1 protein-coding gene is annotated in these 223 nt (G+C 57.4%); it reads left to right on the top strand.

The window, feature by feature from the left end; translation table 11 throughout:
• Positions 1-20: 20 nt before the first annotated feature.
• Positions 21-223: hypothetical protein (locus FGT79_RS30860; RefSeq protein ID WP_212758681.1), on the top strand; the 203-nt coding region annotated here is incomplete at its 3' end.

Genomic DNA, 223 nt, shown 5'->3' with positions numbered 1-223 from the left:
CGACGGTGAACGTTGGAGGAATGGCTACGCTTAGCGTAGCGGCGAGTGTGAGCGATGGAGGTGTACTGAGCTATCAGTGGTACAGCAACGGCAGCAACAGCACGAGCGGGGGCACGTTGGTGTCTGGAGCGATAAGCGCGAGCTACAACGCACCGACAGCAACGGCTGGCACGAGATATTATTACGTCGTAGTGACGAACACGAATGCGAGCGTGAACGGAAC

This window comes from Paenibacillus sinopodophylli, from assembly GCF_005930355.1.
In the GTDB taxonomy this organism is placed as follows: domain Bacteria; phylum Bacillota; class Bacilli; order Paenibacillales; family Paenibacillaceae; genus Pristimantibacillus; species Pristimantibacillus sinopodophylli.
Note: the sequence above shows the minus strand (reverse complement) of the source record. Positions and strands in the feature narration are given on the sequence as shown.